This window comes from Clostridium nitrophenolicum, assembly GCF_055391695.1.
The window spans coordinates 797,320-820,903 of sequence record NZ_AP042469.1 but is presented as its reverse complement, the minus strand read 5'-3'; the positions used below and the strand labels follow the sequence as shown (position 1 = coordinate 820,903).

Sequence of the window (23,584 nt, the reverse complement as noted above, 5' to 3'; positions counted from 1 at the left end):
TCTAAAAGTCTGTCTGATTATGCAAATGAGTGAAAGTCCCTTATTCTAATTTAAGAGACTTTCACTCATTTACATATATTTTAAGTTCTTCTATTCTTTTTTCATTTACTTTCTCAATTTTAAATGTTATATTTTCATATTCTATGGTATTCTCCTCATCATCTCTAGGAATACTACCAAGAAGATCTACCACAAAACCTCCAATGGTATCAGAGTTTTCAGATTGAAGGTTTAGATTTAAGAGTTCATTTACTTCATCTATTGATAGTGAACCACTAACTATATATGTTCCACTATCTATCTTTCTAAAATCTTGCTCATATTCGTCGTATTCGTCAAATATATTACCCATTATCTCTTCTATAAGATCTTCTATTGTTGTAATTCCAGAAAATCCTCCATACTCATCTATAAGAATCGCCATGTGATTTTTTGAGTTCTGCAATTCTTTAAACAATATATCTATATTTTTATTTTCTGGCACAAAATAAGCAGGCCTCAACAATTTTCTAATGTCAATTTTGTCCGCTGATGTTTTCAGCAACTGACCAAACAGATCTTTTATAAATAAGATTCCTATTATATTGTCAATATCATCTTCATACACAGGAACTCTCGAGTATTTTTCTTCTAATATTTCACTTATTATTGAGGCATTTTGCTCATTGATATCTACGGCAAATACATTTGTTCTTGGTGTCATAACTTCTTTTGCTAAAGTATCATCAAACTCAAATATCCCATTTATCATTTCTTTCTCTGTTTCATTAAAAACGCCATTTTCCTGTCCTAGATCTATCATTGTTCTTATTTCTTCTTCAGATACTTTCTCCTCTAAGTTTTCTAATGTTATACCTGAAATTTTAATTAGTGAATTTGTAGAGCTAGATAATAACTTTACAAAGGGAAGCATTATTTTTAATACAAATAATATTGGTTTTACAGAAAACATCGCAATTTCTTCCGAGTTCTGCAATGCAATTCTTTTAGGAAATAATTCTCCTAGAACAAGTGTAATATATGCTAAAAAAACAGTAATCAAAATAACTGATATCCTATTACTATATGGTATACCATATGACCTTAATACCAGTGAAAATCTTTCAGAAAGTGTAGTTGCTGCAGAAGCACTGGCAAAAAATCCTGCTAATGTAATTCCTACCTGTATTGTGGCTAGAAATTTACTAGGTTCATTCAGCAACCTTAGAATCAGTTTAGCTTTCTCATTTCCTTCCTCTGCCAGATGATTCATTCTAGTTCTATTTAAAGATACAATGGCCATCTCAGAGGCTGAAAAAAAAGCATTAATTAAAATTAATATAAATATTAAAAGCAATTCTGTTGTAATACTGGACATTGATAGCCCTCCTTAAAACACAGGTCATTATATATATTTTTACAATATTACAACATTAATATTCTATTTATATATAATAAAGTGATACTTGCTTTTGTAAAAAATATATTATCATGTTTCATGATGTTAAATATTTTCAGAAATTATTTTTTAATAAAAAAGACATGATTGAAATATCAATCATGTCTTTTTAGTGGTGCAGGTGAAGGGAGTCGAACCCCCACGCCGTTGGCGCTAGATCCTAAGTCTAGTGCGTCTGCCAATTCCGCCACACCTGCAAATTATTTAAATGTAGTTAATTAAGTGACTATCACAAAATCAAAGTTTAGGATGTCTACTTATTGGTGGCTTACCGGGGAATCGAACCCCGGACACCATGATTAAAAGTCATGTGCTCTACCGACTGAGCTAGTAAACCAAAATGGCTGGGATAGCAGGATTCGAACCTACGAATACCAGAGTCAAAGTCTGGTGCCTTACCGCTTGGCGATATCCCAATGTTTAATTTGTTTACCACACATTTATAGATTATAATACGTTATGGTATTATTGTCAACAACTTTTGATAATTTTTTTCATTTTTTTTATAAATTAATATTTGCTCTTAGCTTAAGCACTTTTTCTACTTTTATTCATATATTAATTATATGAACAATTTTATTGGAGAACGATATGTTTTTCTCAATAGAGAATTCCACTTCATCAAATGAACTTATAAAATTATACAGTGATATTATTAGTTTCTTTCAACTTATAGGATTTCCAACCATAGATGTAGCTTTTCAACTTATAAGATTAAGAAAACCTTTAACCACATATTTTAAAATAAAGAAATTTGGATAATATAACTTATATTAAGGATAATAAATTTTATAAACAAAAGAAGGTGATTCATATGTTTAAGAAAATTCAATATAATTCCCCTGTAATACTAACCTTTACATTCATAGCTTTTGTAGCATATCTTTTAGGCAAAGCTACAGCTGGAGCTTCAACGAGATATCTCTTCACAAACTATAAGACTTCTATAACTGATCCACTACAATATATACGTTTATTTAGCTATGTATTTGGTCATGCTAATTGGAGTCACTTTTCTGGGAACTTTTTAATTGTACTTCTTGTTGGCCCTATGGTTGAGGAAAAATACGGCTCTAACAACTTAATAGAAATGATGGTTTTCACCGCATTTATAACCGGAATTATTAATACATTATTCTTTCCAACTGCCCTCCTTGGTGCTAGTGGAATTGTTTTTATGCTAATATTGTTAAGCTCTTTTGCCAACACTGAATCCGGTAAAATTCCATTGACACTTATTTTAGTAGCAATTTTTTTCCTAGGTAGAGAAGTATTAGATGCTATTTTTGCCGTAGACAATATTTCTCATTCCGCTCATATAATAGGCGGTTTGTGTGGAGGTGCCTTTGGATATCTAAAAAATCGAAAGAGAAGACCTGCTGAATCTTGTAATTCTTAATAAAAATAAATCTAAAATCATTTATTTATTATGTCTAGTTATGATATACTATAGAATTGAGCATTGCCTCATACCACATGGTATGAGGCTTAATTTTGAAAATAGGAGGTTAAAGTCCTAAATGGACTTTAGCGGGTAATTTATGAGCGGAGCGAATGGGATTAATTACCCCGTGTTCCGACTGAAAGGAGGAAACTGTGGTGAAAGTAAAAAAACTTGTTAAAATAGCTATAACTGCCGCTGTTTACACTGTTGCAACATTAGCAATTGCTCCTTTAAGCTATGGGGCCATTCAATTTAGATTCTCTGAAGTTATGACTCTACTTGCATTTATAGATCCAGTTTATATCATAGGTCTTGGATTAGGATGTGCTATATCGAACCTTTATAGTCCATTAGGTATAGTTGATGTAATAGTAGGTACAAGTGCGACACTTATAAGCGTATATATGATCAGTAAAACTAAAAATTTACTTATATCTACACTTTGGCCAACCATTATGAATGGTTTAATTGTAGGAGCTGAGCTATTTTTTGTCCTAAACCAACCCTTTTGGTTATCTACACTATATGTAGCTTTAGGAGAATTTGTAGTTGTAACTTGTATCGGCTACCCTTTATTCAAGCTTCTTTTGAAAAGGGAAGATGTTATAAAGATTTTGAAATATAACTAATTATAAAAAATATAGATGAAGGACACTATTTTCCTTCACCTATATCTTTATCCGATGTCTACGACTCTGGATAACGGCTTCTAAGCTTCAGATGGAGTTTAAAACTCCACCTGAAGCCAAGAATCCTGTTTATAGTATTTTATTACATTCTATAAATATTAAATGAACCTCTCTCTAATACTGATTCTATTTCTACTGGTGGAAAAGGCTTACTAAAATAATATCCTTGGATTCTATTACATTCTTTCTCCATAAGAGATTTTAATTGATCTTCAAACTCTACACCTTCTGCAGCAACATCTAAATCCATTCTGTGAGCAAGCTTTATTATCTCATATGTAATAAGTTCTTCATAAGAATTTTTGCATAAACCATCTATAAAGCTTTTATCAAGTTTTAATGTATTAATAGGCAAACTCTTTAGATAGTTTAAGGAAGAATATCCTGTTCCAAAATCATCAAGAGCAATTCTTATTCCCATGTTTCTCAATTCATTAAGTATTCTCAAATTAGATTCAATAGTTTCCATCATGACACTTTCTGTTATTTCCAGCTCTAAACATTCTGGTCTAGTTCCTGTTTCACTTAGGATTTCCTTCACACTATCAAGAAAATTTCTATTTTGTATCTGTGTAACAGAAACATTTACTGAGATAAATTCATAATCGTACCCTTTGCTTTTCCAATCCTTATTTTGTAAGCATGCTGTTTTTAATACCCATTGTCCTATAGGAATAATCAATCCTGTTTCTTCAGCTAGTTTAATAAACTCATAAGGAGAGACCCATCCAAACTTTTTACTGTTCCATCTTAACAGTGCTTCTAAACTTACTATCTTTCCCGTTTTGATATCTACCTGAGGCTGATAATGCAGTATAAGCTCATCATTTTTTATAGCAGTTCTCAGTTCTTTTTCCATCTCTGTTTTCCTTGATATTTCATCATACAGTGGCTTTTCAAAAAACATATAAGAATTTTTACCAAGCTCCTTAGCCTTATTAACTGCTATCTCTGCACTTCTTAAAATTTTATCAAAGTCTTGTCCATCCTCTGGAAAAACTGCTATTCCTATACTAGCTGATACAAAAAACTCTTTTTCATCTAATTGCCATGTACTATTGAGCAATCCGGAAATTTTACCAACTGTTTTCAAAACTTCTTTTCTATTTTTCACACCATATTGAACAATCAAAAACTCATCTCCACTAGCCCTTGAAACTATGCAGTTCTTTTTTAGAAGCGTCTGCAGCGACCTCCCTATTTCCTGCAATAATTTATCACCATAATGATGGCCAAAGCCATTATTTATATTTCTAAAGTTATCTAAATCTATATACATAATAGCTAGTTTTGACGAGTCATTTTCGTTGGAATATTTAGTTATTTCTTTCTGTATGTAATGCCAATTTGGCAAACCAGTTAGTGGATCATAATATGCCATTTTTTCTAATTCATCATACTGATTTCTAAGCTGTTGCTCCGCTGCTCTCAGTTGTTGATAAACTCCTGAAAGCTCTAAATAACTTTCGCTTAATTTCTTGTTTGCTTCTAATTCATTTAAGTGTCTGCATCCCATTTCTGCCAGTAACTTACTGATTCTTAAAATAAAGTCTGTAATTGGTTTGATTTTTTTCTTTGAAACTACCGGAATCTCCTTAATTGTCTTTAGGTATTCATCTTCATTAAAACCTAATTCCAATGCTTGATTTTTAAAATACTCCATATTAGGCTCTTCAAAAAACATCCGATTTGCATAAATAATGGCAACAAGAACTTTATTAATTATTATTGGAACCACTATTTGCACTAAACCATTCTTACATTTATGAATCACATAGTCTTTTCCTTCATTAAGTTCCTTAATTATAGCATCTTGAGACTCTTTGCATCTCATTTTTGTTATTTCATTTACTTTATAAAAATCACAGCATATTTTACTACTAGTAATACTTGTAAAGTCATCATTTCTAATTTCTTTTATGGTATAGCCGATTCCAGTTATTGAGCGAAAACTTTCAATTAAGCTATTTAAATGATTTATATCCACAAGCTCAGAAAATTTGTATTCCACATAAACACCAGCCTTTATTTGTTCCATTTTCTGTAAAAACTCCTGAATTATTAATTATACTTTAAAATTTTAAATTTCGTAATAAATTTTTTTGAACTAAATGTATTTTACTTCAAAAAAATTTAAAATAACTCGATACAAACATATATTTATGTATATTTTACCATACTATATTATGTTTGCATATTAAAATCAGGTTATTTTTTGTCAAAATTTAAAGGGTAACAATTATATGTATTATAGTACACTTAATTATTACCTTAAAGCATCTCAGTTAGGAATTTCCAGTATCTTTCTGGCATATAACTTTTTTGAAGTTTTCTATTTTTTCTGTTTTCTATTGTAATTGAGCTAAAATACTGTTTCCACAATTTTTCATAAACTTCATCATTACTATTTAAAAATAATTTTTCACCATCAACTTTTAACATATCAACAATTACCCATTTTTCTTTATTATATAAGGCAGCTATTTCTCTCTTCCTATCATGAACAATAAAATTCTGAGAAGAAAATCTTTTAGAAAAATGAGGCATAATTAACTGAAGTATATTATGATCAGGTTCCATAGCTGCGTAATATACATTACTAGCTAGGAACTTAAATCTTATAAATCCTAGCATTCTATGCGCCTCATTTGTAACTTTATGACTTATTTTATGTACAGATAAAACTATACTATTATGCATATGCAAATTTATATCTTTTCCTATTTTAAATGCTAGTTTTAAATATCTATAAATTAGAGTGCTAGACTCTTTTAATTCAGACAAAAAAACATAAAAAACATATCTTAATACTTCATAAGAGACCTTGTCTTTTATAGCATTATATACTTTATCAGCTTTTTCTTTACTTGTCTTAATGTATATTGGCTCTATAAAAAAGTCTGGTAAAAAATGCTCTTCTCTTAAAATCTGTTCCGGTTTTTCCTGCATATAATAAGATTCATAGACTGCCGTAAGTAAGCCATCGAAGCTTCCATCATATATATAACAAATCATCGAAGTCCTCCTTGTTCATTATTAGATAGTTCAAGTGAGTAAAAGCTTCATCGTAACACCAACAATACTTTATATTAAATTTCTCCTGTAAAACTAGTTAAAGCATCTTGTGGTTTATATAATGCTGGGGTTTCTGAAAAAAATGATAACTGTTTGTAATTGAGCTTTTCCTTACTTATTATTTTATCTTCAATTTTCTCCCGTATTATCTCTTCCTTAAAAGAGGTCTCTCCATAGTACTTTCCTCTGCAAGTTATAAAATATTTCGCTCTTTTTAAAACTACACCTAGTTTTCTTAAATCTTCGAAACTTAAAAATTGTACTTTTCTTATCTTTACTATCCTCATAGCTGATCTTACCCCTATGCCTGGCACTCGAAGCAGTGTATTATAGTGTGCTAAATTTATTTCTACAGGAAAGTTCTCCAAGTGCCTAAGTGCCCAATCGGTTTTGGGATCTAGTTTTATATCAAAATTAGGATTAGTATCATCTAGAAGCTCTTTTGCTGAAAAACCATAAAATCTTAAAAGCCAATCTGCTTGATATAATCTGTGTTCTCTTATTAATGGAGGACTCTTTATATCAGGTAGTTTTGCACTTTTCACAACTGGAACATAAGCTGAATAATAAACTCTCTTAAGATTGTAATGATTATATAAGTTTTCAGATAATCTCATAATTTGCAAATCACTCTCTGGTGTTGCTCCAACTATTAATTGACTGCTTTGCCCTGCTGGAATAAACTTAGGTGCTTTTTTATAGATCTTTCTCTCTTCCTGTAAGATAGAAATTTCTCTTCCTATAAAAGACATAGGTTTAAGTATTTTTTCCTTATTTTTTTGCGGTGCTAAAAGCTTTAGACTGTTACTCGAAGGAAGTTCAATATTTACACTCATTCTATCTGCTAACATACCAGCCTTTTTTATTAGTGCTTCATCGGCACCTGGTATAGCTTTTAAATGAATATATCCATTAAATCTATGTTCATTTCTAAGAATATCTGCTACTTCTATAAGCAACTCCATTGTATAGTTGGCGTTTTTAAAAACTGCAGAGCTTAGAAATAATCCTTCTATGTAGTTTCTCCTGTAAAAATTTAAGGTTAGGTCTGCTATTTCCTTTGGAGTAAAGAAAGCTCTTTCTATATCATTAGATACTCTGTTAATGCAATAAACACAATCAAAGCTACACTGGTTTGTTAATAAGACTTTTAAAAGAGAAATGCACCTTCCATCTGCTGCAAAACTATGACATATGCCACTTTCATACCCATTCCCCAATCCACCTTTAGTATTCTTTCTGTTACTTCCACTTGAAGAACAGGATACATCATATTTAGCAGCTGATGATAGTATTCTTAATTTTTCCAATATGTCCATATACACGCCTCCATACCATATAACATAATTATACCAAACGTATGTTCTCATGTAAATATTATTCCAAATAAAAAGGTTACTTATACAGAAGGGCATTAAAAACCCATCCTTATAAGTAACCCATTATATTAATGATTATATATAGAGAAACTAGCTAGAAAGTCAGCTTATACAAAGGGATATGTTTCCAAAGCTGAAGATAGATTTAAAAACTTTGTGTCAGTCTTAGTGAAGGGTTTTAAGACAACCTTAGCACCTTCGAGTTGTCTGAGCGTAGCGAGTTTCTCGAAGGTTCTTAGGTCGTCTAAAACACAAGCTTTAGACTGGCTAAAAGTTTTTAACGTACTGAAGCTTTGAAACATATCCCGGCGTATAAGCTGACTTTCAGCACTTTATCTCTATATACTAATCAAATTTCAAATCTTTGAATTTATCTCCAAATAATTCTCCCAGGCTTACTCCAGATTCCTGTGTATCAACATATTTTTCAAAATCCTCTTTTGGCTTTTCAGCTGAGTCCTTAATGCTTAAACTCATTCTCTTTGCCTTTGGATCAATATCTAGTATTTTCACCCTAACCTTATTGCCTATATTTAATACGTCTGAAGGCTTTAAAATACGCTCCTCGGATATTTCTGAAAGATGCACTAACCCTTCTAATCCTGGTTCTATCTCTACAAAAGCACCAAAGTTTAAAAATTTAGATACAGTTCCATCTACCACACTTCCAACTTTATATTTATCCTGAACATTATTCCAAGGGTCTTCGCTTACATCTTTTAATGCTAAGGAAATTCTATTATTCTCTTTATCTACATCTAGAACATATACTTCAACTTTATCTCCAATTGAAACTACCTCAGAAGGATTTTTAACTCTTTTCCATGATAACTCTGAAAGGTGAATTAATCCATCTACTCCTCCTAAGTCAACAAATGCCCCAAATTTAGTTAATCTGCTTACTACACCAGCTCTTTTTTCTCTAGGTTTAATTTCGCTCCATAAACCTTTCTTTTTAACTTCTAATTCAACACTTTCCACTTCTCTTCTTGATAAAACTATTCTTTCTTTGGATCTATCAAGCTCAATTACCTTTACATTTAGTGTTTTTCCTATAAACTCATTTAAATCCTTTACATATGATACTGAAAGTTGTGAAGCAGGTATAAAGGCTCTTATTCCCTTTATATATGTAACAACTCCACCTTTAACAACTTCCTTAACAGTCACCTCAAAAGTGTTATTATTTTTAAGAGAATCTTCAAGTTCATCCCATACCTTTATTTTATCTGCTGCTTTTTTCGATAGCAGAATATTTCCATCTCCATCATTCATATTTGATACATAAACATAAATTTCATCATTTTCCTTTAAGACGTCTTTAGGATTTATTTCTGAATCTTCGCTTATCTCACTTCTAGGTAATATTCCATCTGACATATAGCCCAAATTTATTATAGCTTCACTATCTGTTACTGAAATAACCTTTCCTTTTATAACCTCTCCACTTCTCACTTTTTTCATTGAAGACTCAATGTCGCTTATAATCTCATTCATTGAGTTTATTTCATTATCATTAACTGACATACAACTCATCTCCTTACACATTCATATATATAAGATTTGCTCTTCATTTATTTTTATTCTACCATAAATAATAACTTTTGGATAACAAAGAAAAGCTATTGTATGATAATTTCATTCATCACACAATAGCTCACTTCGCTCTGCATAAGCCTGCTTTTCATTAATACTTAAATCATATCTTTATAAGCTTTATATCCAAAAATACCTTCAGCATTTTTAACTGCTCTTACTACAGCTTGCTCAACAACCTCTGCAGCCAGAAGTCCTACAACGTTTATATCTGCCTCTACTTTTCCAGTTGCCATAGTGAAAATAGTGTCTCCGTCAAATATTGAATGAGCTGGCCTCATAGATCTTCCATAACCATTGTGCGCCATAGAAGCTATTTTGTTCATTTCTGACTTTGAAAACTTTGCGTTTGTTACAACTACTCCTATAGTAGTGTTTCCACTAAATAAATTCTTCTTCTCGCTATAATTATTTATCATTATTTTCTCTGTGCCTGCAAAGTTCTTTTTATCTTTATCTAAAACTCCTGCAATAATTTCCCCTGTAGCTGGATCAATTACATCTCCGAGACAGTTAACCGCAATAACTGCGCCTACTTTAAGATCTCCAACCTGAAGGGCATAACATCCAAGTCCACCTTTCATTGAATACTCAGGACCAAGTATCTTGCCTACCGTCGCTCCTGTTCCAGCTCCTATGTTTCCTTCCTTGCACTGATTTAACTCTGCATTTACGCAGGCTTCATATCCCATGCTTTTGTCTGGCCTTATTTTGTAATCTCCTATAACTAAATCAAAGAGTACTGCTGAACACACTATAGGGACCTTTGTAACACTAACATCAAACCCTATATTTCTTTCTTCTAAATACTGCATCGCACCACTGGCAGCATCCAGACCAAAAGCACTACCTCCAGATAAAACTACAGCGTGAATTTTATCTACTAAATTTACTGGATCAAGTAAATCTGTTTCTCTAGTACCTGGTGATCCACCCCTTACATCTACACCGGCAGAAGCTCCTTCTTCACATATTACTACAGTACATCCAGTAGGACCATTTAAGTTTTGCGCATTTCCAATCTTTATTCCTTCTATTTGATTAAATAATATTTCTTGCATTTTTACCTCCTATTGTAAATACCACAAACTCTGTTAACTAATATTTTACGCTTAGTGCTATCCTAAAGTAAATACTTTAATTAATGCTATGACTACCCCCGTAATTCCTTCTCCTCCAAGAAGACCCGATGATATAAGGAGTCCATTGTCATCTGCCTCCGGTTTCAATTTTTGTACAATAAACTTTAACAATCCGCCTATGAAGGCAGCTGTTGATATAAACATAGGTAAATATATTCCTATCCCAACAGTCATTACAGGAACTCCTAACATAAATAGTATTGTTCCTATAATAAGACTTGCAATAAATGCATTAAAATTTGGTAATCCAGAAACCATAGTAGAAACTGCATAAGCCTGAGGTGCTACTAATTCCGTTCCTGGTCCCATATTTCCATAAGCTCTATGCATAACAAATAGAACTGCAACTGACACCACAGCACCAACTGAACCTCCTACTGTCTGGGCAATTAACTGTGCCTTTGGATCAGTTTTTAAAATATATCCTGCTTTATAGTCCTGAAGAGCATCTCCTGCAAGACCACAGGCTACTGCAATAACACCAGCTACTAAAAATGCTTCAATAGGCCCAACATTTACGATAGCTTTTACCAATAATAATATCAATATCCCAAATATCTCCATAGGGTTAATGCCAGTCTGACCTGTTATAGTTGCAGCCATAGATGTAGTAATCCATACGCCAAATATAGTTATAATACTTGGAACAAGCTTCATTTCAGTAAATACCGTTAACATAAATGCTATTACAGCAAAAGCTATAGGAGCCCATTTTAGATTTATATTATTATCACCAGTCTTCCCTTTAAGCATTGGTCCAAATATTTCTTTAGCCTTAGGAAGAATTCCTTTTAATAGAACACCTATACCTGCTCCTACAATAAAACCTATCCCTAGGCTATCTTTAAATGCAGTAGCAGCGGCTACATCTTTGAATATTCCCTGGGCAACACCTACTGGTATTATAACAAAATAACTTAATATTGCTCCTAAAAACCATGTTCCCATGTATAACGGCCCAATTATATATCCTATACCCACCGCCATTGGAGATACCCATACTCCGAAAAATATATTTTTAGCAGCAAGTGAAGTTGATGTTATAGCTGCTGGTATTTTACCGAAGTAATCCCTTATGGCTGTAAATATTGCAGTAATACCTAAGGTTATAAACAAGGTTTTAGCTTTGTTTCCGCCTTCATCTCCTGCAATTAAAGTCTGTGAAGCGGCTATTCCCATCGGAAAAGGAAGTTGTTCTTTTTCTATAAAGTATTTTCTTATAAGAAGTGTAAATATCAATGCTAATATTGTTCCAGACAAGGTTACCATTAATAGAGATACAACACTTACTGCCGCATTCTTATTTATCATCCATATACCTGGAATTGTAAAAGCTAAGCCACCTGCAACAAGGCCACCTGCTGACATAGTCGTTGCTGCTACATTTATTTCATTTAAGTTTGTCTTGCCTAATCCTTTTAAAACTGCCATAGATAGAATTGCAACAAAAATAGTAGGCCAAGGAAGTGCTCCCATTCTCAATGCTACATACATTGAACTCAATGTGATTATAAATGCCCCTAGTGCTCCAATTATTAAACTTCTTACTGTAAGCTGCTCTTTATAACTCTGTGCATATCCTATATTTTGGCCTTTACTTTCTTTCACATTACTCCCTCCATAAGAATTGATAAAGTAAATTATATGCCTATACACACCTCCTGAAACATTCTATATGGCAGAACTTAATTTACTATAGCAGAATATATTTATGCATATATATTTATATGATTTGAGCATTTTAAATATTACCTTTTGCCTAACAAATACAATAAGTTGCTTCTAAATTAGATAAATAAAAAACCTCGCAAAAATTTACGAGGTTTCTAACTGTTATATGGTTAGATTCTTTAATCTTCGTATCCCCAATATTTTTCCGCTTCCTCTTCCATCTTTGTAAGCCTTTTATAATAATCAGGGAATTCATTCAAATGAGCAAGCGTAATTTTACCAGTCAAAATGAAGTCATCGTTAGTAATATTAGTAAACGGATTTATCCTTCCGTGTTCTAACTCAACATTCAATCCAATTCTAAACTGCTCTAGGTCAAATTTATCAAACTTTATATTAAGATGTTTAGCAATCCATAAAGCTTCTTCAGTAGTAAAACTTTTCTTATAGGAAAGTTCTCTTAAACTATCTTCATAACCTCTCATAAATGGCACTGGCATATAAGGAATATAATACATAGAATTTCTTAACATATTAAAGTAAGGACATTGGCACATATAAATCCTCCATGTAAAATTTTAATTATAATGTTATTTTATGCATTAAGTATTAATTTGCCATTTAATTCACTTGTTATAATTAAGATCTATTTTCTTTCATACTCAATTTTTCCGTCAATAATAGTCATATCAACTTTAATATCAAGTATCTTATCCTGAGGGTATGATATAATATCCTCAGAGATAACAACCATATCCGCTAATTTACCAACTTCAATGCTGCCTTTAATCTTTTCTTCATAGCTGGAGTAAGCTCCATTGTAAGTATACAGTCTAATTGCTTCCAATATAGTAATTTTCTGAGTCTGATCTACTGGCTCATTTATTACTCTGTCAATTCTGTTTACACAAGCATCCAATATAGACATTGATTCTACAGGTCCTGATGGTGCATCACTTCCAATTGAAACCATAACACCTGCATCAATCATGCTTCTTAATGCTATAAAATATTTCATTCTGTCACCGTAGAACCTAGTATAATTTCTTCCATTCCAAGCTATCATTCCAGGGTTTGTACTAGGACAAATGTTTAACTTAGCCATTCTATCGATAAGGTCCTGGTCTACAATAGCACAGTGTTCAATTCTATGTCTAGCTTCAGGTCTCGAATTTGTTTTGAAGGCCTTTTCATAACCTTCAACCATAAATTCGATAGCCAAATCACCAACGGCATGTGCTGATGCCTGACAATCAGCGTCATTAATTATTTTTATATATTCAGCTACTTCCTCTCTTTGCCATCCAAGTATACCAGGCATATCAGGGTCATGACAGTAAGGTTCTCTTGTTGCACAGGAAGGCCCGCTTGTTCCTCCATCTATCATAAATTTACAAGTACCGATTTTAAAGTGTTCATCTCCTATTCCGCTCTGCAGTCCAAGGGCAAGGAAATGTTCATTATCCTCAAGAGAAAGAGGTTTCCCAAAAATACTATGAAGCATCATATATTCTCTAACCTTAAATTCTCCAGTTCTACAAAGATTCTGCATTATATGATAGGAAGGCTTGTCGCACTCTCCGGCATCATGAACAGAAGTAATTCCATTCCTTAATAGCAAGTTATTTGATTTCATAGCAGCAGCCTTCTGCTGCTCCTCAGTATAAATAACCTTACTCCAAAGATAAAAATGTGAATGATCTTTAACCATACCAGTTAATTTACCATTTTCAACGACAACCTCATCCTTAGCAAATTTTTTTGCATCCTCAGGAGTATATATTCCAGCTTGAGCAAGAGCAAGTGTGTTATACATACAAATATGCCCGCACATTCTTATGCACTGTACAGGATTATTTGGAGCAGCTTCATCCATTTCTTCTATTGTAATATGTCTCTTTTCTTCAACTCTATTTTGATCATAGCCCATCATAGAAATCCATTCGCCAGGCTTTCTCTTTGCAGCAGCTTTTTTAATTAACTCGATAATATCCTTAATGGATTTACAATTAGGATATCCAGTATTTATAATTGCAGCATCTTCCGTATTTCCAAAGAATCCGTTTAAAATAGGATGGTAATGTGTATCAATAAATCCTGGAGTCAAAGCGCGCCCTTTAAGGTCGATAACCTTGGTGTTATTATCAATAATTTTTTCTAATCCTGCGTTATCTCCTACATATACTATTTTATTGCCTTTTACAGCCACTGCTTCAACAATTTCATCTCTTTCGTTCACTGTTATTACTCTTCCATTTTTAAAAGCATAATCAGCATACGAATAATCAAAAATCATTATTAAACCTCCATAAATATTTCTATTCTGATACATTCATCTCTATTTCTTTTTTGCCATCTTTAAATGCTTTTGCAGGAAATGCGTACATAATTATAATCATAATTATTATTGATAAAAGAATTCCGGTACTTTGAGCATTTAAAATTCCAAAAAGCTTTACCTTATATCCAAATGTCAATATTATTGTAAGTGCTACGCCTGATATTGCTGAAACGGAAGCTGCTGCTACTGTTGGCCGATTTGAAAATATTCCAAAAAGTAACGGTGCAGTAAGAGATACAGACATTAATGTATAAAAAATTGAAAGTGCTGTTATAATATTAGGCAGTAATAATGCCATCCCAACTCCGAGAATTCCAGAAACAAAAGTAACGTATCTGCTCATTCTTAATAATTCGGTATCAGTAGTCTTAGGTTTTATAAAGGTCTTATATATGTCATTTGTAAAAGATGTAGTTAGCATATATAAAACTGTGTCTGCAGTGCTTATTTCAGCGGCAAAAACCGCTGCTAAAGCTATTGCTGATACCCAGAAAGGCAGTAATTCCTTCATTGCTGTAGGTAATGCCAAATCCTGAACAGTTAAATGCGGAAACAATGCAAAGGTACACATACCAAGTATTGCAGGAATGAAAGCAAAAATGAATTGAACTATTGCATTATATGTTGTACCCTTTCTTACAGTTGCTTTGTCTTTAGATCCAAATACTATTCCAATTAAGCCAGGTGATATGAAAAATGAAGGAGTTAACATAAAAAAGTATCCTATTATAACAGTTGCACCTAATCCAAAGAAGCTGAAATAACTATTTGTTTTAGCCACACTTCCTAAGTTTGCTGCCACCAATGTGTGTAATCCGCCTAATCCCCCAACATGACTTAGTGCAAAAGGCACAGCGATTATAAATCCTGTTAAAACTACTACTAATTTCAATATCCCTACATATGCAGCTGATACTATTCCTCCAAATGCAAAATATACAGTAACAACTATTGCACCAATAATTATTCCAGTGACCTTAGGTACACCAGCAGTGACATTTAATATCCACGCAACGCCCATAAGTTGACCAGCAAATAAAGCTAGAGTTCCTATTGCCATCATAGTAGAAAAAACACCTTTAAACTTTTTGGAATATCTTCTATCTAAAAAGTCACCAGCAGTAAGCAAATTATATTTTATAGATACTTCCCAAATTTTAGGACCAACTATAAATGCAAGAACCATACTTCCTAAAGCTGACATTATCATCCACCAAACTGCTGATATACCTGATGTATATGCTAATCCAGTAATACCAACTGTAGATCCTGCTCCAATATTCCCTCCTATTAATGTAGCAAATAATAATCCAGAGTTGAACTTTCTTCCAGCTACTATAAAATCATTTCCACCCTTTACATATTTAGAAACAACTATACTTATTAATATCAGTGCTATACAATATAATGCAATTGCTACAATATATCCGTTCATACAAAAACTCCTTTCTATAATCTTTTAATTTTTTTAGTATGCTCATTTATCCTTGAATTTTCATAATTTAAATAACTTCTTTTGCTTTTATAAGATTAAGTAGTACAGTATTTACTGGAGTTTTTACAAAATGTTTCATTCCCTCCCTAACAATTGCACCATTTATCGTTTCTATTTCAGTCTTTCTTTTATTTAAAATATCCTGAAGCATTGAGGATTTATTTCCTGCTGTATTATAGGCAACCTGCATAACCTTCTCTATTGTTTCATCTCTATTAAACTTAACTCCTAAAGCTTCTGCTACATCTATTGCCTCTTCCACAGCTAATTTCATAAGATATTTCGTTTCACCAACATCTAATAATTTCCCATTTTCTACTTCTAGTATGGCAGTGAGAGCATTAATCCCTACATTAACTATAAGCTTTGACCATATAAGCTCCATTACATTATCTGAAATATTAGTATCAAAACCAGCTCTTTTTAAAGCTATAGCAATTTGCTCTATACTATTATTTTTATTATTCTTCAACCATCCTATATGTGTAACTCCACTTCCTGCATGCTTGATATTGCCAGGTCCAAGCATAGTAGCTCCATGTGCAGTAGTTCCTGCTATTATATTTTCACTTTTAACATACTTTTCTATTTGTTCAATATTGCCATAGCCATTTTGTAAACTCATCACTAAAGTGTCACTTCCCAAAATTGCTTTATTATTTGCTAGCGCCTTTTCAGTTAATATAGATTTCACAAAAATAATTGCCAAATCAACAGAGCCTATTTCTTCTGCCTTAGAAAAAGCTTTAGGATATACTATGATTTCATCTTCTCTTTCTTTTATTATCAAACCATTATTATTTATTTCATCTACATGCGATTGCCAAATATCTACTAAGTATACATCTTCCCCGGCTCTTGAAAGATATCCCCCATATAAACTTCCCATAGCACCAGCACCTATTATGGCTATTTTCATAAATGATACCCCTCCGATTTTAAATTATTGTGCTGATATATCAGCACAATAATTTAGCTTTATATTGCTAAAGTGTTATTTAATATAACTTCTTTAGAACTTCTTCTTTCATTCCAAAACTATACTTTTCATCTGGAAAACTTCCACTCTGTACTTCTTCAGAATATTGATTAAATGCATTAATAATTATTTCACTTAAATTAGCATATTTTTTCACAAATTTAGGTGTAAACTTTCCATACATCCCCATCATGTCATGAGTTACAAGCACTTGACCATCACAGTCTGGCCCTGCACCTATACCAATTGTTGGTATGCCTATACTTTCAGATATTAATTTTCCTATGGCAGATGGGACACATTCTATTACTATCATAAATGCTCCAGCTTTCTCTAATGCCTTTGCTTCTTCTACTATTCTTTTAGCATCTTCAATATTTTTTCCTTGAACCTTAAATCCACCTAACTGCGAACTAGTTTGAGGAGTAAGTCCTATATGCCCTATAACAGGAATACCGGCATTAACAATAGCTTCTACTTTATCTGTTACAGCTAACCCACCTTCTAGCTTTATACAATCACACCCTCCCTCTTTCATAAGGCGAGTAGCATTTATAACTGCCTGTTCACAGCTAACATTATATGAACCAAAAGGCATATCACCAATTATTATAGTATTTGGTGCACCTTTAACTACAGGCTTAATATGATGAATCATATCTTCCATTGTAACTCCAACTGTAGAATCATATCCTAACATAACCATAGCCAATGAGTCTCCAACCAGTATCATTTCAATATCAGCCTGATCTACTAGTGCCGCAGTATGATAGTCATAAGCTGTAACCATTCTTATCTTTTTACCTTCTTTTTTCATATCCTTAAAGCTTGGTATAGCCACTTTTTGTCTTGTCATTTTCTTCCCTCCCTGAATTCTATATTGTGGAATAAAATTCTGTATAGCAGAATTAATTTCACATTGGTATATTAATATGCTTTTAATAATACAAAAATTACTAATTAATTTACATTTTCTTAAAACTTTAAATTAATTAAATAAATTTTATAAAGTCTATTTATATTTAAATATCTCTTTTCTATGGATATGTATTAATGCAAAATAAAAAACTGCTGATATATAACTTATCAACAGTTTTCAAACTTTATATTTAAATACAGTGTTTACCCCAAGCTCCTAGCGCATTTGTTATTTTATCAGCGGTATTTCGCAATAACTGTATATATATCTGTTTTTTTTCTTCAGTTATTCTAGCACTTGGCGATGCTATACTTAAAGCAACATAAGACATATTGTCATCAACCTTCAACGGCACAGATATACAAGTAAGTCCTTTAATATACTCTTCGTTGTCTATTGCATAACCTTGATTTCTTATTTGTTTTAACTGATTTTCTAGTTCCTCATAGGTGTCTATAGTAGTATCTGTAATTTTTCTAAGTTGTAGTTCTGATATAGAGACAGTATCATTAAAGGCTAATATAGCTTTTCCCATAGCACTGCAAAAGGCAGGTACTCTTCTACCTATATCTAACTCTATTCTTAGAGGTTCTCTTGTAATTATTTTATCTAGATATACAACCTCTTGCTTGTCCAATATTCCTATGTTTACAGTCTCCTGACACACCTCGAATAGCTCTTCTAAGAAAGGTCGTGCTACTTTTCTTAAAGGCATTCTATTTGCCACTTTATTTCCCAGTTCAAACAGCTTTATCGTTGCATAATATTTCCCATTTATATTATTTTGATTCACATATCCTATGTGTTTAAAGGTGCCTAATATTCTGTGAATCGAACTCTTTCCTATACCCGAAGCCTTGCTTAATTCTAAAATACTCATCTCATCATATTCAGATAAAATTTCTAACACCCCGAAAGATTTAATTAAAGAGTTTATATAATAGCTCTGTTTTGAATTATCATTTTCTATACTTTCCACTACAGCGTCCTCCAAAGCACAAAGTTTTAATTAATTATATCATGTTTTATACATATTTTTCCATATAAGAATTGATTATAAATTCGAAAACGAATCTTAACTATTCCAATAATGTATTTTATTTATATTTCTAATCAATTATAAAAAACCCTATAAATTTAGACTAAAGCTAAATTTATAGGGTAATTTTCTTATTTGCGTCTTATTTTATTAATAGCAGTTACAACTGAAACTGTTATTATTGTAGATATTATTGCTTCCGGAATACCATTGGTTGCACCAATTGTAATTATTCCTTTTTGAGCAGCACTAGTACTTAAATGCAGTGCTTTTGCATATGGTTCTAAGTATAATAGATAAATCATTCCTAGAACTCCGCAAGTGTTAGTGAGTGAACCTATTGCTGCTGCAACAGACATGTTTAATGCCTTAAAATTAGTTTTTATAGCCTTGTACGTATAATAAGACGTTAATGCTATAAGTACTCTAGGAAGTACTGATACTAGAGGGTTCATAAATACAAATGATACTGGTGTTGGCGTAGTTATGGCTTGTACAATACTAAAAATACCAAATATCAAGCCAACCATAGCCCCTACTACTGGCCCCTCTAAAATAGCTCCTATAATAACAGGAATATGCATTATAGTAGCCTTTACCGGTGGAATAGGTATAAATCCCAATCCAGTTACTCCTAGTACAATTGATATTGCTGATAGCATTCCAATTGTAGTGATTTGTCTTGTGTTAAATCTTGTTGTCGTTCTTAATCCTCTTTCCATAGTTCCCTCCGTTCTTATTCCTACTTTGGATATAATTCGGAATAGTTTTAATAAATTAGATGTTCAGTTTCATACGAATACCGACATTTTCATTTTATCACTTAAAATAAAAATTTCAATATGTAAACAATTAATCTAAATTACATAAAAATACTAAATTGCATGTCAATTTTAATAATTATAAAAACAAAAAATGATTGTGCTTTAATTGATTTTTAAAGCACAATCACCGTCATTATTTAGATAATTCTAAAGCTACATCAGCAGCAAGTTTTGCATTATTGTAAACAAGCTTAATATTTGATTCTAAGCTATTTCCACCTGTTATTTCTTTTATTTTAGCAAGTAAGAAAGGTGTTGATTCTTTACCTTTTATTCCTTTTTCTTCAGCTTCTTTTACTGCGTCCTCAATTGCTTTAGTTATTGTATCATAGTCCATTTCATCTTCTTCTGGAATTGGATTTGTAATTACAAGTCCTCCATTTAGGCCTAAATCCCATTTTGCTTTTATTGTATCTGCTATCTCTTTTGCAGAATCAACTCTATAATCTACCTTAAAGCCGCTTTTTCTAGTATAGAATGCTGGCAATTCTTCTGTACCGAATCCTATTACAGGTACCCCGTTAGTTTCTAGATATTCTAAAGTTAAACCTAAATCTAAGATTGATTTTGCACCAGCACAAACTACTGCCACATTTGTATGCGCTAACTCTTGAAGGTCAGCTGATATATCAAAAGTTTCTTGTGCTCCTCTGTGCACTCCTCCAATACCGCCTGTTGCAAAAACTTTTATTCCTGCAAGTGCAGCTATTATCATAGTAGTAGCTACTGTAGTTGCTCCATCTAGTTTCTTAGCAACTATAAATGGTATATCTCTTCTACTTGTCTTAAGCACATTTTGGCTTTTTCCTAAGTGTTCAAGCTCTTCATCATTTATTCCTACTTTTAATTTTCCATCTAGTATAGCAATTGTTGCCGGCATAACGCCTTTATCTCTTAGTATTTGTTCAACTTTTTTTGCTGTTTCAACATTTTTAGGATATGGCATACCATGTGATATTATTGTAGACTCTAATGCTACTACTGGCTTTCCTTCTTCCAATGCCTTTTTTACCTCTGGTTTTATATCTAAGTATTTTTCTAACATAATTTTAACTCCTCCATCTTTTTAATTACATTTTCATGTGACATATTAGGATTTATAGTATTACTATGAGACAGCGCCAATATAGAAGCGCTCATAGCAAATCTTACTGAATAATCTATTGTAAAATCTTTAGTTTTACCATAAACAAGTCCTGCTACAAATGCATCTCCTGCACCTGTTGCATTTACTACCTTAATTCTTGGTGTCTTTACTATATTTTCATCTATGCCGTCGTTATAATAAACTCCTTCTTCCCCTAAGGTAATAAATACTCTTTTTATGCCTTGGTTTAAAAAATACTCTCCACATCTTTTTAAATCATCGTTGCTTTTTATTTCTATACCTGAAAGAATTTCAGCTTCAATTTTATTTGGCTTAATAGTATGGAAATTACCAATAATATTTTTTACCTTTTTTGCCTTTGACGTAGATACTGTATCTAGAAAAAATTCTGTGTCTCTATTACTTGTAACAATATATTCTATAGTTTCTTCAGGAATATTTGTATCTACAACACATATACTAGAATTTTCTATTACATGTTTCTTCTTTTGAATAAACTCCACTGTCATGCCTTCAAAGATATCCATATATGCAATAGCTGCATGCATATCTCCATCTTCATTAAGTATGCATAAATAAGTAGAAGTAGATTGTCCTTCAAGTATTAAAGAGTGCTGCATATCCATTCCTATGGATCTTGCTTCATCTAGTATCTTGCTGCCGTATACATCATCTCCCAAAGCCGTAATGAGTTTGACTTCTGATCCAAGCTTTTTAAGATTTTCACCTATATTTCTACCTACACCACCGAGAGATATTTTAACTACTCCAGGATTAGAATCCTTAGTAATCAGCTTCTGATTAGGAAAGCCTTGAATATCAATGTTCGCACCACCTACAATACAAACATAGGGTTCTTCATTCAATATATAGCCTTTCCCTTTGATATATCCCTTCTTCATCAAGTTTGTTATATGCACTGCAGCAGAAGAACGGGTAATACCTAAAGCATCAGAAAGCTCTTTCTGTGCTATCATTGGATTTTGTTTAATTAGCCTTAAAATTTCTTCTTCTCTATTAGTCATAAAATTCCCCTCAATGCTAAATATCTTATTTATTTTCTTAACTTTTGCTTATTGATTTAACTTATGTTTATATTAACACAATATAATATATTTTTCAACCATAAAAAATAAAAAACTAAAGAAACTTATTAGAGTAATTTTATAACTAGTTTTCCTGTAATCCAGATATGTTATACAACCACTCAATTTTAAAGTTTCTTCAGCTTTCTTTTTATAATGCTGATTCAAAGATTTTTAGAACATCCTCAGCATTTAGTTTTCTAAAGTTACCTATCTCACCGTATCTTACTGCACCTTTAGCCATTGTTTCTAGATTTTCTCTATCTATCCCAATCTCTTGGAGCTTTGTTGGTAAACCTAAGAAAACAAAAAATTCTCTTGTCATATCAATGGCCTTGTTAGCTAGTTCAAATTTATCTCCTTCTGAATCAAGTCCCCAAACGTTAACTCCATACTCAACAAAGCCATCTACTGTATCATCATTTAAGATGTATTTCATCCAGTGAGGAGTTAACAATGCCAAACCAACACCGTGAGTTATATCGTAAAATGCGCTCAATTCATGTTCCATAGCATGAACAGACCATTCAGTCTCTTTACCATAGCTTATTAGTCCATTAATTGCTAGACTTGATGCCCACATTAAATTTGCTCTTGCTTCATAGTTTTCAGGTTCCTTATATGCTATAGGACCATATTTTATACAAGTTTTAAGCATTGCTTCTGCCATTCTGCTTTGAAGATAGGCAGACTTAGTATTACTAAAATAATTCTCATAAATATGGCTCATTATATCCGCCGTTCCTGCTGCCGTTTGACTAGCTGGAACAGTAAAAGTATATGTTGGATCTAGGATTGAAAATTTTGGCGACATATCTGGATGTGCTGTTGCTAGTTTTTCATTTGTATCTAAATTACTTATTACCGCAAATGGATCCATTTCTGAACCTGTTGCTGCAAGAGTAAGTATTGTACCAACAGGCAGCACCTTCTGTATTGGCGCTTTCCTAGTTAAGAAATCCCATGGATCTCCATCATAGTAATTAGCTGCAGCAATAACCTTTGCACAGTCAATTACACTTCCTGCGCCTACAGCTAAAATAAAATCTATGTTATTTCCCTTACAAAGCTCTGCTCCTTTTCTTACACTTGTAATTCTAGGGTTAGGCTCTACCCCTGATAGCTCTAGGAATTGTATATTTGCATTATTAAATATTTCTACTACTCTATCGTATAGCCCACTCTTTTTTATACTTCCTCCTCCATACACTAATAAAGCTTTAGAGCCGTATTTCTTTACTTGCTCTCCTAAAACACTTATTTGGTCTTTTCCGAAGAAAATCTTTGTTGGAATATCATAATTAAAGTTTAACATTTTCATATTTCTCCTTTTGTTTATTTATTATATTAATTATATTTC

20 protein-coding genes and 3 tRNA genes are annotated in these 23,584 nt (G+C 32.3%); 3 read left to right on the top strand and 20 right to left on the bottom strand.

Going from position 1 to position 23,584, the window contains the following annotated elements; translation table 11 throughout:
• Window positions 1-61: 61 nt before the first annotated feature.
• The 4 genes from ACZ5N4_RS03730 to ACZ5N4_RS03715 all read right to left on the bottom strand — a co-directional run bounded on the left by ACZ5N4_RS03730 (window position 62) and on the right by ACZ5N4_RS03715 (window position 1,854).
• Window positions 62-1,357, bottom strand: a complete 1,296-nt coding sequence (locus tag ACZ5N4_RS03730) for a hemolysin family protein (protein ID WP_464207258.1) — start codon at window positions 1,355-1,357, stop codon at window positions 62-64.
• A 194-nt stretch (window positions 1,358-1,551) separates the two neighbouring features.
• Window positions 1,552-1,635: transfer RNA gene (locus tag ACZ5N4_RS03725), tRNA-Leu, on the bottom strand.
• A 64-nt stretch (window positions 1,636-1,699) separates the two neighbouring features.
• Window positions 1,700-1,775 (bottom strand) — tRNA-Lys (locus ACZ5N4_RS03720).
• Window positions 1,776-1,779: 4 nt separating this feature from the next.
• A tRNA-Gln gene (locus ACZ5N4_RS03715) sits at window positions 1,780-1,854 on the bottom strand.
• Between the two features lie 175 nt (window positions 1,855-2,029).
• Here ACZ5N4_RS03715 and ACZ5N4_RS03710 point away from each other — a divergent pair.
• The 3 genes from ACZ5N4_RS03710 (at window position 2,030) to ACZ5N4_RS03700 (ending at window position 3,511) form a co-directional block, all read left to right on the top strand.
• On the top strand, window positions 2,030-2,200 hold the full coding sequence (locus ACZ5N4_RS03710; protein ID WP_211144855.1) for a hypothetical protein: 171 nt from the start codon (window positions 2,030-2,032) through the stop codon (window positions 2,198-2,200).
• 52 nt (window positions 2,201-2,252) lie between these two features.
• The gene (locus ACZ5N4_RS03705) at window positions 2,253-2,837 is read left to right on the top strand and encodes a rhomboid family intramembrane serine protease (RefSeq protein ID WP_464207255.1); all 585 of its coding nucleotides are present in this window, start codon (window positions 2,253-2,255) and stop codon (window positions 2,835-2,837) included.
• 200 nt (window positions 2,838-3,037) lie between these two features.
• Window positions 3,038-3,511, top strand: a complete 474-nt coding sequence (locus ACZ5N4_RS03700; RefSeq protein ID WP_464207254.1) for a QueT transporter family protein — start codon at window positions 3,038-3,040, stop codon at window positions 3,509-3,511.
• 142 nt (window positions 3,512-3,653) lie between these two features.
• Here the strand turns inward: ACZ5N4_RS03700 and ACZ5N4_RS03695 are convergent, their stop codons facing one another.
• The 16 genes from ACZ5N4_RS03695 to ACZ5N4_RS03620 all read right to left on the bottom strand — a co-directional run bounded on the left by ACZ5N4_RS03695 (window position 3,654) and on the right by ACZ5N4_RS03620 (window position 23,539).
• A complete protein-coding gene (locus tag ACZ5N4_RS03695; RefSeq protein WP_464207253.1) occupies window positions 3,654-5,609 on the bottom strand; it encodes an EAL domain-containing protein in 1,956 nt (651 codons plus the stop codon).
• A gap of 233 nt (window positions 5,610-5,842) precedes the next feature.
• On the bottom strand, window positions 5,843-6,586 hold the full coding sequence (locus ACZ5N4_RS03690) for a TIGR03915 family putative DNA repair protein (RefSeq protein ID WP_464207252.1): 744 nt from the start codon (window positions 6,584-6,586) through the stop codon (window positions 5,843-5,845).
• A 74-nt stretch (window positions 6,587-6,660) separates the two neighbouring features.
• Window positions 6,661-7,965: a putative DNA modification/repair radical SAM protein gene (locus tag ACZ5N4_RS03685; protein ID WP_464207251.1), complete on the bottom strand. Its 1,305-nt coding sequence runs from the start codon at window positions 7,963-7,965 to the stop codon at window positions 6,661-6,663.
• 405 nt (window positions 7,966-8,370) lie between these two features.
• Window positions 8,371-9,552, bottom strand: a complete 1,182-nt coding sequence (gene rpsA, locus ACZ5N4_RS03680) for a 30S ribosomal protein S1 (protein ID WP_464207249.1) — start codon at window positions 9,550-9,552, stop codon at window positions 8,371-8,373.
• Between the two features lie 167 nt (window positions 9,553-9,719).
• On the bottom strand, window positions 9,720-10,682 hold the full coding sequence (locus tag ACZ5N4_RS03675; protein ID WP_464207247.1) for a P1 family peptidase: 963 nt from the start codon (window positions 10,680-10,682) through the stop codon (window positions 9,720-9,722).
• A gap of 57 nt (window positions 10,683-10,739) precedes the next feature.
• Window positions 10,740-12,371 (bottom strand): OPT/YSL family transporter, encoded by a 1,632-nt coding sequence (locus tag ACZ5N4_RS03670; RefSeq protein WP_464207245.1) that lies wholly within the window; start codon window positions 12,369-12,371, stop codon window positions 10,740-10,742.
• A gap of 242 nt (window positions 12,372-12,613) precedes the next feature.
• A complete protein-coding gene (locus ACZ5N4_RS03665) occupies window positions 12,614-12,991 on the bottom strand; it encodes a DUF5661 family protein (RefSeq protein WP_464207243.1) in 378 nt (125 codons plus the stop codon).
• A gap of 89 nt (window positions 12,992-13,080) precedes the next feature.
• Window positions 13,081-14,730 carry an amidohydrolase gene (locus ACZ5N4_RS03660; protein WP_464207241.1) on the bottom strand — a complete coding sequence of 550 codons (1,650 nt, stop codon included), beginning with the start codon at window positions 14,728-14,730 and terminating at the stop codon, window positions 13,081-13,083.
• Window positions 14,731-14,752: 22 nt separating this feature from the next.
• Window positions 14,753-16,210: a sodium:solute symporter family protein gene (locus ACZ5N4_RS03655; RefSeq protein WP_464207239.1), complete on the bottom strand. Its 1,458-nt coding sequence runs from the start codon at window positions 16,208-16,210 to the stop codon at window positions 14,753-14,755.
• Window positions 16,211-16,277: 67 nt separating this feature from the next.
• Window positions 16,278-17,189 (bottom strand): ketopantoate reductase family protein, encoded by a 912-nt coding sequence (locus tag ACZ5N4_RS03650; protein ID WP_464207237.1) that lies wholly within the window; start codon window positions 17,187-17,189, stop codon window positions 16,278-16,280.
• Window positions 17,190-17,268: 79 nt separating this feature from the next.
• Window positions 17,269-18,105 (bottom strand): 3-methyl-2-oxobutanoate hydroxymethyltransferase, encoded by an 837-nt coding sequence (gene panB / locus ACZ5N4_RS03645; protein ID WP_464207235.1) that lies wholly within the window; start codon window positions 18,103-18,105, stop codon window positions 17,269-17,271.
• A 253-nt stretch (window positions 18,106-18,358) separates the two neighbouring features.
• Complete coding sequence (locus ACZ5N4_RS03640; protein WP_464207234.1) at window positions 18,359-19,147, bottom strand: IclR family transcriptional regulator; 789 nt, start codon at window positions 19,145-19,147, stop codon at window positions 18,359-18,361.
• Window positions 19,148-19,338: 191 nt separating this feature from the next.
• Window positions 19,339-19,929 carry an ECF transporter S component gene (locus ACZ5N4_RS03635; protein ID WP_464207233.1) on the bottom strand — a complete coding sequence of 197 codons (591 nt, stop codon included), beginning with the start codon at window positions 19,927-19,929 and terminating at the stop codon, window positions 19,339-19,341.
• Between the two features lie 235 nt (window positions 19,930-20,164).
• Window positions 20,165-21,076, bottom strand: coding sequence for a pseudouridine-5'-phosphate glycosidase (locus ACZ5N4_RS03630; RefSeq protein WP_211144841.1), 912 nt, complete (start codon window positions 21,074-21,076; stop codon window positions 20,165-20,167).
• Window positions 21,070-22,164, bottom strand: coding sequence for a PfkB family carbohydrate kinase (locus tag ACZ5N4_RS03625; RefSeq protein ID WP_464207232.1), 1,095 nt, complete (start codon window positions 22,162-22,164; stop codon window positions 21,070-21,072). Before ACZ5N4_RS03625 ends, ACZ5N4_RS03630 begins: the two co-directional genes overlap by 7 nt.
• A gap of 211 nt (window positions 22,165-22,375) precedes the next feature.
• Complete coding sequence (locus ACZ5N4_RS03620; RefSeq protein WP_464207230.1) at window positions 22,376-23,539, bottom strand: iron-containing alcohol dehydrogenase; 1,164 nt, start codon at window positions 23,537-23,539, stop codon at window positions 22,376-22,378.
• Window positions 23,540-23,584: the final 45 nt, after the last annotated feature.